Raw genomic sequence first — 7,803 nt, 5'->3', positions numbered from 1 at the left:
TGGCGCATTCTCGGGCAGGACCACGAATGCTCGCCATTGCTCGAACGCGCGCGTTTCGCAGCGTTCGGCGATGAACGCTTCGTTCAGCAGCCCCTCGGTCACGATCACATGCGCGAGCGCATTGACCACCGCGACGTTGGTGCCCGGACGCAATTGCAAATGATGCGATGCCTTCACGTGCGGCGTATCGACGATATCGATGCGGCGCGGATCGACGACGATCAGCTTCGCGCCTTCGCGGACGCGGCGCTTCATACGCGAGCCGAACACCGGGTGGCCATCGGTCGGATTCGCACCGATCACCATGATCACATCGGCCTTATCGACCGATGCGAAGGTCTGCGTGCCAGCCGATTCGCCGAGTGTGGTCTTCAGGCCATAGCCGGTCGGCGAGTGGCACACACGCGCGCAGGTGTCGACATTGTTGTTGCCGAACGCGGCGCGCACGAGCTTCTGGACGAGATACGTTTCTTCGTTCGTGCAACGCGACGACGTAATGCCGCCGATCGAATCGCGGCCATGCTTCGCCTGAATGCGGCGGAATTCCGACGCCGCGTAACTGAGTGCTTCTTCCCAACTGACTTCGCGCCACGGATCGGTGATCTTTGCGCGGATCATCGGTTTGGTGATGCGGTCCTTGTGCGTCGCGTAGCCCCATGCGAAGCGGCCCTTGACGCACGCGTGGCCTTCGTTGGCCTGGCCGTTCTTGTGCGGCACCATCCGCACGACCTGGTTGCCCTTCATCTCGGCCTTGAACGAGCAGCCTACGCCGCAATAGGCACAGGTAGTCACGACCGAATGCTCGGGCTGGCCGAGCATGACGACGGTCTTTTCCTGCAAGGTCGCGGTCGGGCAGGCGGCGACGCACGCGCCGCACGACACGCATTCCGATTCCATAAACGGCTTGTTTTCGCTCGCGGCGACGCGCGATTCGAAACCGCGTCCGGTGATCGTCAGCGCAAACGTGCCCTGGGTTTCTTCGCACGCGCGCACACAGCGATTGCAGACGATGCACTTCGACGGGTCGTACGTGAAGTACGGATTCGATTCGTCCTTCTTGTCCTTCAGATGGTTCGCGCCGTCGAAGCCGTAGCGCACTTCGCGCAAGCCGGTAACGCCCGCCATGTCCTGCAATTCACAGTCGCCGTTGGCGGGGCAGGTCAGGCAGTCGAGCGGGTGATCGGAGATGTACAGCTCCATCACGTTACGGCGCAGCGACTGCAGACGATCGGTTTGCGTGCGGACTTTCATGCCGGCTTCGACTGGCGTCGTGCATGAGGCCGGATAGCCGCGCTTGCCTTCGATCTCGACGAGACACAAACGGCATGAGCCGAACGGTTCGAGCGAATCGGTCGCGCAGAGCTTCGGCACATTGACGCCGGCTTCGGCGGCGGCGCGCATCACTGACGTGCCGGCTGGAACCGTCACCGCCTGGCCGTCGATTTCCAGCGTGACGTCGACGTCGGCATGACGCAGCGGCGTGCCGTAGTCGGTGTCGTCAAAGGGTGAGCGCGTGGCGCGTTGTTGCGCTTGCGATTTGCACGCGCAGTTGCCGGAGCCGCAGCCACCCCCCGAGGGGACTTCCTTCGGGGCGCCGGCGGGGGAGTTGAGCATGTCGGACATGTGAAGCTCCTGGGTCAGACCGCAGCCGCTTTGGGCGCGTGGTCGTGCACGTTATCGAGACCGAAGTCTTCGGGAAAATGGTCGAGCGCGGACAGCACCGGGAACGGCGTCATGCCGCCCATCGCGCAGAGCGAACCGGATACCATCGTGTCGCACAGATCGCGTAGCAACTGCACTTGCCTGGTCGACGTATCGCCGTTGCGAATCCGGCCGATCACTTCGACGCCGCGCGTCGAGCCGATCCGGCACGGCGTGCATTTGCCGCACGATTCGAGCGCGCAGAAGTGCATTGCGTATTGCGCAAGTTCGGCGAGATTCGACGTGTCGTCATGCACGACGATGCCGCCGTGGCCGACCACCGCGCCGACGGCCGCGTACGCTTCGTAGTCCATGGGGATGTCCCACTGGCTTTCCGGCAGATAGGTGCCGAGCGGGCCGCCGACCTGCACGGCGCGCGCGGGACGCCCGCTTGCCGTTCCGTCACCGTAGTCGTAGAGCAATTCGCGCAGCGTGACGCCGAACGCCAGCTCGACCAGGCCGCCCTGCTTTACATTGCCGGCGAGCTGGAACGGCAGCGTGCCGCGCGAACGTCCCATGCCGAAGTCTTTATAGAAAGCCGCGCCGCGCGCGAAGATGATGGGCACCGTCGCGAGCGTGATGACGTTGTTGATCACGGTCGGCTGACCATAGAGGCCGACTAGTGCCGGCACGGGCGGCTTTGCGCGCACGATGCCGCGTTTGCCTTCGAGCGATTCGAGCAGCGCGGTTTCCTCGCCGCAGACATAAGCGCCTGCGCCTTTCGCCACGAACAGTTCGAAGCGATGCGCCGCCGAGCCGAGCACGCTGTCGCCGAGCCAACCGGCGGCGCGTGCTTTGACGATTGCCGCTTCCAGCATCGCGATCGAATGCGGATACTCGCTGCGCACGTAGATATAGCCGACTGTCGCACCGGTCACGATGCCCGCGATGATCATCCCTTCGATCAGCACGTACGGGTCGCTTTCCATCACGAGACGGTCGGAGAAGGTGCCGGAGTCGCCTTCGTCCGCATTGCAGACGATGTACTTCTGCGCCGCTTTGGCGCCGCGCACCGTGCGCCATTTGATGCCGGCGGGGAAGGCCGCGCCGCCGCGTCCGCGCAGGCCGGATTCGATCAGCGCTTCACAGGCGGCGTCGCCGTCGGTTTGCAATGCCTGCTTGAGACCTTCGAGGCCGCCGTGGGCAATGTAATCGTCGACGGAAAGCGGATCGGTGATGCCGATGCGCGCGAAGGTCAGGCGCTGCTGCTTCTTCAGATACGGTATTTCATCGACCACACCGACGCGGCGGGCGTGCTCGCCGCCGTCGATGAAGCCGGCGTCGAACAGCGCGGCAACGTCGCTCTCTTCGACGTTCGCATAGCCGACGCGGCCTTCAGCCGTCGCAACTTCGACGAGTGGTTCAAGCCACAGCAAACCGCGCGAACCGTTGCGAACCAGTTCGATTGCGATGCCGCGGCGTGTGGCTTCAGCTTCGATCGCTTGAGCCAGTGCATCCGCGCCAAGTGCCAATGCTGACGAATCACGGGGAACGTAGATGCGTGTCATGCCGCGACCTCCACGCATTTGCTGGCGGCAGCGAACAACGCGTCGAACTTTTGCGGCGTGACCTTGGCGTGCAAGGTGCCGTTGACCATCATCGCCGGTGACAGTGCGCATTGGCCGAGGCAATACACCGATTCCAACTCGACCGTCGCGTCATGCCGATGCTCTGCATCAAAACGGCAGCCGGTGTGCGCCTCGATATGCTGCGCGAGCGCTTCGGTGCCCATGCTGCGGCATGCTTCGGCGCGGCACAGTTGCACCGTGACGGGCGCCGCGGGTTGCGTGCGAAAGTGGTGGTAATAGGTGATGACGCCATGCACTTCCGCGCGCGACAGGTTCATGGCACGCGCGAGAGGCGCAACCGTGTCGGGCGGCACGTAGCCGAGTTCGTCCTGAATGGCATGCAGTACCGCTAGCAGCGACATGCCCGGTTGCGCGTGACGCTGCACGAGCTGGTCCGGCGCGACGGCGATGGAATCGTCCAAGTGGGGGCTCCTCCAAAGTCATATATGCACTTGTTATTCATAATGCGTGCACTTATGCTTCGTATATTCGATAAGGGATAGCCGAACAATAGGCGGGTGATACGCCTCGTGCAATAGGAAAGAGTTGAGCATATATGATCAGAATCGAGTGCCAGGCGCAACTGGTCGTGAAGGGTCCGGATGGCCGCGAGGCAAGCCTGTCGGACGTGGTGCCGTTGCTCGCGCTGGTGGACGAATCCGGCAGCATCGCGCAGGCGGCCACGCTTAAGGGTTTGTCCTACCGTCATGCGTGGGGTTTGTTGCGCAGCATTGAGGAGCGTTTGGGTGGCCCGCTGATCGCGAAGGAGCGTGGGCGCGGCTCGGTGCTGTCCGAACTCGGTCACGCCGTGTTGCGCGCCCAGCGTTTGTGCGGCGAGCGGCTCGACGGCAATATGCAGGCGCTCGCGAGCGAAGTCGCAAGCGACCTGAACCGCTGGCTTGCGCCACCCGCTGACGATGTGCGGATCTACGCGTCGCACGGTTACGCCGTCGCGGCGTTGGTGACGGCGCTGGTCGCGAACGATCAGCCGGTCGATATCAAATACCGCGACAGCGCGGACGCGGTTAGCGCGCTCGCCCGTGGCGAATGTGATCTGGCCGGCTTCCACTTGCCGCTGGGCGAGTTTCGCGCGGCGTGCGCCGATACGTATCGGCGCTGGCTCGATCCGCAGCGTCACGTGCTCGTGCATCTGACCAGGCGCACGCAGGGCCTCTTTCTCGGCAAAGGCAATCCAAAAGGAATCGATGGCCTAAGGGACCTCGCGCGCGACGACATTCGCTTCGTCAATCGTCAGCCCGGTTCCGGCACGCGCATGCTGCTGGATCTTGCGCTACGAAAAGTCGGGGTCGATCCGGACCGGGTCAACGGTTATGCGTCGGCGGAACTCACGCATTCGGCGATTGCGGCGTTCGTGGCGAGCGGCATGGCGGATGTGGGTTTCGGCGTGGAGCCGGCGGCGCATCACTTCGGGCTCGACTTCATTCCGATCGTTGAGGAAGACTATTACTTCGCCTGCGACCGCGCCCGGCTGGAGCGCATGCCGCTTGCAGTGGTGATCGGCTTGCTGCGCGGCGCGGCGTTCCGGCACAACGTCGATCAGCTCGAAGGTTACGATCCGCACGACTGCGGCAAGCTGCTCGATCTCGATGTGGGGCTTGGCCCAACTAAGGTGTAAGCGACTGTAAACAAAATGGTGCCGTCGCCGCTGCGTGGGGCGTTTGTTTGGGATAATCTCTAACCTTCCGCTTACGCCTTAACCGCGCGCTGTGCCGCGCTGGATTGATATGAAAGTTCTTCTTCACGCATGTGCTGCGGCAGCGACGGCCGGTGTGCTTCTCACCACCGGTTCGGTTGCCTTCGCACAGAATTCGCCGGGTGTGCCGGGCGGTATCTTGCAAGATCAGTTCCGTCTTGCCGAACATCCGCAGATGCCGTTTGCGGCATCGACGCCCTCAGACAAATTCCAGTCCAACAAAAAGTCGGCCATGCGCAAGCGCGGTGACAACGGCGATCCGAACGGTTGTAACCTGCAGTGTCCTAAAGACGAGTAAGCGTTTTTCGTCTTTGTTTGCTTGACGCCGGCATGCTGCCGGCGTTTTCGTTTGCGTCTTTGTTTGTGCTTTCTATCGCGTTTCTCGGTTTTGGCCCCGTCGTTCAGCAGTTATCGGTTATGGCTTCGCCGTGTGCCACATGTCTTTGAAGCCGTCTCCCTTCATTTCTCCCGCGTGTTTGTCTGCTGCGTAGCGATACAGCGGATGACCTTTGTATGCCCATTGCTGTTTGCCGTCGACCGAAGAGATTAGTGTCCAGTCGCCTGACGGCTTGTCCGCCGGGCTCGCCATGGCCGCCGGCCAGTAGCTCATGCAGCCGCCCGTGCAGGCGCTCACGCCGGGCGTGGTGTCTTTGTCGAAGGTATAAAGCGTCATGCCGTCCGCGGCGACGAAGCGGCCGGCGACGATCTTCGGGGCTTCGGCAAAGGCAGTCTGTTGTAGTGCGAGGAGAGTCAGCGTGGAGAGGCAGAAGAGAGTCTTGCGCATGATGTCGGCTCCTGATTTTGGTGTTGGCCTCGCGCGGGACGCGGCATGCGGGCGCACGTGGGGAGTGAACGGTTGAGCGGACGCATTTATTCCAATTGCCCCCCGCGCGGTGTTGATACCCGCCAGCAAAAAGGCCTGCTCGATGAGCGGGCCTTCCGTTTGGTAGGTAGCCAACAAAAAACCCGCAAGCAGCAGGCCGCTTACGGGTTTTGAGTGAGTCTTGATGGTGCAGCTTGAAACGATGTTCTGGTGGAGGCGGCGTCTGCCGAAAATCGAACCGGCATATTCCGACTGATTCCGCAATATCCTTTTAAGATCAATGATCTGCGTTTGAATCGCAGCCGTCGAAGTCTACAATATTCCGACCCATTCCGGCGTTTCGTGATGGGCTGAATGATGGACTGAAAATGGCGCTCACAGATAGACAAGCAAGAACACTTCGGCATGGCGACAAGCCGGTTTTCGATGGGAAGGTCACTGGCCTCATGCTGACGCCGACGAAGGGCGGGGCTAAGTGGTCGTTGCGTTTTACATCGCCGATTTCAGGTAAGCGGCGTGATGCGGGGCTCGGGACTTACCCGGAGACATCCATTGCGGAAGCCCGCGAGAAAGCGTTGGCGATGCGTAAGGTTATCGACAGCGGTGGCGATCCCATCGAGCGGCGCAACCTCGAACAGCGGGCAGCGGCTCTGGCGGCCACGGCTTTTACGTTTGAAAAGGCGGCGCGCAAGGTGCATGAAGAGCTCAAGCCAAGTTGGCGCAACGCAAAGCACGCGGACGATTGGATAAGGTCGCTTGAGGCTTACGCGTTCCCGTCGCTGGGTGCGAAGAAGCTAGATGCGATCACGCCGGCTGACTGCGCCGACGTGCTGCGGCCAATATGGCTCGACAAGGCTGAAACGGCTAGCCGCACGCGCCAGCGCATGCACGCGGTCATGCAATGGGCGTGGGCGCATGGTCATATCACGGCCAATCCGGTTTCCGTTGTCGATCACATCCTGCCGAAACAGAACGCCAGAAAGGAACATCAACCAGCCATGCCGTGGCGCGACGTGCCCGCGTTCGTGACGAAGCACGTTGCCGAGTTCAAGCAGGGTGAAGCCACGCGCGCCGCCCTGCTGTTCCTGATATTGACGGCGGCGCGCAGCGGCGAAGTGCGCGGCGCGGTATGGGATGAATTTGACCTGAAGGCCGGTGTGTGGACCATTCCCGGCGAACGGATGAAAGCGAAGGAGCCGCATCGCGTCCCGCTATCGGCCCCGGCGCTTGCACTCGTCCAGAGGCTGAAGGAACAGAAGCTGCACGAAACGCTTGTATTCCCGTCGCCGCGCGGGAAGGTTGTCAGTGACATGGTTCTGACGTCTTTCCTGCGTCGCGTACAAGCGCAAAGCGACTTACCCGGACGCGTGGCGACAGCGCACGGCTTCCGCTCAAGTTTTCGCGATTGGGCCAGTGAGCAAGGTTATGCACGCGATCTCGCCGAGCGGGCGCTCGCGCATGCAGTGGCGAATAAGGTTGAAGCGGCCTATCACCGCACTGATCTACTGGAACAGCGGCGACCGCTTATGGAAGCGTGGGCAAAGCATATTGTCGAACCCGGATAGTCGCAAAAAGCCCGCTCAAGGCGGGCGTGGCGATCATCGCCGGAGGTATCGGCGATTGATCTTCATTACGTCGCGCCGGTCAGCTTGTAGGGTGTGTACTTTCCAACGTTAGCGCCGCACGAATATCCGCCAGCGCATCCTCGAACAGGCCGAAAATGGACACTTGGGCGAGTATCGAAAGATCGGCGAACTGCTCTGTGACTTCTTCGAGACTCAGTAGCCCTGCCAACGCGCGCAACTGATCGACGCGGATTACTGCGACGTCTAGCGTCTGTGCGGCGGTTTGATTGGCGCCACCATCGAGCGTCGTCGGCAGCGTATTGTCGAACTCAATCATGATTCACCTCGCGCGCTCCGGTTCGCTCAAGTGAATCCACGAACTGTTCGCATGCCAGTTCGGCAAGTTGCAACAGACCTTCCGTTGCTATCGGG

The 7,803-nt window shown here is 61.8% G+C and carries 8 protein-coding genes; 3 read left to right on the top strand and 5 right to left on the bottom strand.

Annotated features, from left to right (window positions below):
- The 3 genes from VFE81_RS20285 to VFE81_RS20275 all read right to left on the bottom strand — a co-directional run.
- A partial coding sequence (locus VFE81_RS20285; protein WP_325046300.1) for a molybdopterin-dependent oxidoreductase occupies positions 1 to 1,623 on the bottom strand: 1,623 nt, incomplete at its 3' end.
- Between the two features lie 14 nt (positions 1,624 to 1,637).
- A complete protein-coding gene (locus VFE81_RS20280; protein WP_325046299.1) occupies positions 1,638 to 3,209 on the bottom strand; it encodes a formate dehydrogenase beta subunit in 1,572 nt (523 codons plus the stop codon).
- Entirely contained in the window at positions 3,206 to 3,691 is a 486-nt protein-coding gene (locus VFE81_RS20275) for an NAD(P)H-dependent oxidoreductase subunit E (protein WP_325046298.1), read from the bottom strand. The genes VFE81_RS20280 and VFE81_RS20275 overlap by 4 nt, the downstream gene beginning before the upstream one ends.
- Positions 3,692 to 3,825: 134 nt before the next feature.
- Between VFE81_RS20275 and VFE81_RS20270 the strand changes: the two genes are divergently transcribed.
- Both VFE81_RS20270 and VFE81_RS20265 read left to right on the top strand, forming a co-directional pair.
- Positions 3,826 to 4,905 (top strand): substrate-binding domain-containing protein, encoded by a 1,080-nt coding sequence (locus VFE81_RS20270; RefSeq protein ID WP_325046297.1) that lies wholly within the window; start codon positions 3,826 to 3,828, stop codon positions 4,903 to 4,905.
- A 109-nt stretch (positions 4,906 to 5,014) separates the two neighbouring features.
- The gene (locus tag VFE81_RS20265) at positions 5,015 to 5,281 is read left to right on the top strand and encodes a hypothetical protein (protein ID WP_325046302.1); all 267 of its coding nucleotides are present in this window, start codon (positions 5,015 to 5,017) and stop codon (positions 5,279 to 5,281) included.
- Between the two features lie 117 nt (positions 5,282 to 5,398).
- On the opposite strand, the gene VFE81_RS20260 is transcribed toward VFE81_RS20265, so the two are convergent.
- Complete coding sequence (locus VFE81_RS20260) at positions 5,399 to 5,767, bottom strand: hypothetical protein (RefSeq protein WP_325046301.1); 369 nt, start codon at positions 5,765 to 5,767, stop codon at positions 5,399 to 5,401.
- 407 nt (positions 5,768 to 6,174) lie between these two features.
- On the opposite strand from VFE81_RS20260, the gene VFE81_RS20255 reads away from it, so the two are divergent.
- Complete coding sequence (locus VFE81_RS20255) at positions 6,175 to 7,371, top strand: tyrosine-type recombinase/integrase (RefSeq protein WP_325046296.1); 1,197 nt, start codon at positions 6,175 to 6,177, stop codon at positions 7,369 to 7,371.
- A gap of 79 nt (positions 7,372 to 7,450) precedes the next feature.
- Here the strand turns inward: VFE81_RS20255 and VFE81_RS20250 are convergent, their stop codons facing one another.
- Complete coding sequence (locus tag VFE81_RS20250; protein WP_325046295.1) at positions 7,451 to 7,708, bottom strand: hypothetical protein; 258 nt, start codon at positions 7,706 to 7,708, stop codon at positions 7,451 to 7,453.
- Between the last annotated feature and the right edge of the window lie 95 nt (positions 7,709 to 7,803).

It is taken from the genome of Paraburkholderia sp. (assembly GCF_035656215.1).
Lineage (GTDB): Bacteria > Pseudomonadota > Gammaproteobacteria > Burkholderiales > Burkholderiaceae > Paraburkholderia.
This window is presented reverse-complemented; position numbering and strand designations above follow the sequence as displayed.

What these genes read in the sequence shown, in the direction of transcription:
- VFE81_RS20250 (WP_325046295.1), bottom strand. Translation starts at nt 7,708, where the DNA reads ATGATTGAGTTCGACAATACGCTGCCGACGACGCTCGATGGTGGCGCC.
- VFE81_RS20265 (WP_325046302.1), top strand. Translation starts at nt 5,015, where the DNA reads ATGAAAGTTCTTCTTCACGCATGTGCTGCGGCAGCGACGGCCGGTGTG.
- VFE81_RS20280 (WP_325046299.1), bottom strand. Translation starts at nt 3,209, where the DNA reads ATGACACGCATCTACGTTCCCCGTGATTCGTCAGCATTGGCACTTGGC.
- VFE81_RS20260 (WP_325046301.1), bottom strand. Translation starts at nt 5,767, where the DNA reads ATGCGCAAGACTCTCTTCTGCCTCTCCACGCTGACTCTCCTCGCACTA.
- VFE81_RS20255 (WP_325046296.1), top strand. Translation starts at nt 6,175, where the DNA reads ATGGCGCTCACAGATAGACAAGCAAGAACACTTCGGCATGGCGACAAG.
- VFE81_RS20270 (WP_325046297.1), top strand. Translation starts at nt 3,826, where the DNA reads ATGATCAGAATCGAGTGCCAGGCGCAACTGGTCGTGAAGGGTCCGGAT.